This is a genomic window from Ruegeria sp. AK4, from assembly GCF_056541025.1.
Window position 1 is genome coordinate 1 of record NZ_JBQFXS010000073.1, and the last position, 1,152, is coordinate 1,152.

At 53.1% G+C, this 1,152-nt stretch carries 2 protein-coding genes; both read right to left on the reverse strand.

Going from position 1 to position 1,152, the window contains the following annotated elements; translation table 11 throughout:
- A partial coding sequence (locus ACR0EZ_RS25915) for a nucleotidyl transferase AbiEii/AbiGii toxin family protein (protein ID WP_480617720.1) occupies positions 1-464 on the reverse strand: 464 nt, incomplete at its 3' end.
- A 2-nt stretch (positions 465-466) separates the two neighbouring features.
- Complete coding sequence (locus tag ACR0EZ_RS25920) at positions 467-1,063, reverse strand: DUF6088 family protein (protein ID WP_480617721.1); 597 nt, start codon at positions 1,061-1,063, stop codon at positions 467-469.
- Positions 1,064-1,152 lie beyond the last annotated feature (89 nt).

Consider the following 1,152-nt stretch of genomic DNA (forward strand, 5'->3'; position numbering starts at 1 on the left):
GATGGATAGGCGAAAAGCAAGGTTTGGGCATCATTTGGATCGACTGACAGGGAAAAATGCTGATCCAGCGCGGCGCCAAACTTGACCTCGGTTTCTTTCAACAGCGGACCTGAGACTACCCTAGTGGCCGTATCCTGAAGCTCCTGCAGCAGTTGCTTTTGTTTTTTGCCGGAAAGGGCAGGGTGCTCGGGGTCACGTTCGCCCTCAAACCCGAGCTGCGCCCGGTCGAGAGACAGATCCACGTCTTCTGAGAACCGATGGATGATGTCATAGGCCTTGGATAGCGATGTCCCGCCCTTGAAGATCATGTGAGCGCCAAAAGAGGGCAGGGCGAATAGATGTTTCAGTGACCAACAGACCCAGAAATCCTTCTCGACGATTGCTTTGGACAAACCAAGCTTTGCGGCCGATTCCTGAAACGCCTCCTCACGGTTCTTCGGAGTATCGTTGGCAAACTGGTCCAAGATCAGACCCGTGCCACGATTTGCTGCACTACCGGGTGCATCCAGGCCGGTACATATCTACTTTGTTTTGCGAGCAATGCGCGGTCCTTAACATCCAGATTGCGGGCCAGCGTGTCGACAACACGGCTATCCACCTGGTTTTTGCCAACATAGCGTAACGCCTGAAATACGGCGCCGGTTTTCTGGCCTGCACCAACTAGCGTTTTGGATGATGCATTTCGAAACTGGATGACTTGTCGACCAATTGTCTTGGTGCGGGTCGGGCCGTCGGTCATATAAGTCGGCTTGGACGGCACTTGGGTCGACAGCCCCAACTGGTTGGCTGCCATGGCAGGGGAGGGCTGTAGAACCTGATTGTCTTTGCGTGCAATCGCCTTGGCAATGTCATCGGCTGACGGAGACAACAGCCCTAATCGGGCGCTCTTTCTCGGATAGTCATAAAGCCCACGCGTTAACCGTCGGATCATCCCTTGCTCCGCCAAACGCGACAATGCCTGATCCACGCTTGCGCGGGAGCCAATATCCAGAAAGTCGGTTGGCGCAAAGATTGCGCCCCGGCCTTTTCCAATGATGCGTTGTCTAATCGATGAGGTGATCATAGCTTTCTCCTTGTCGGAAAATATAGTACTTTTTTCTGACATTCAAGTTAGGAAAATATCTGGGTGTTTTTGTAAGTAGGGCGGAAAGC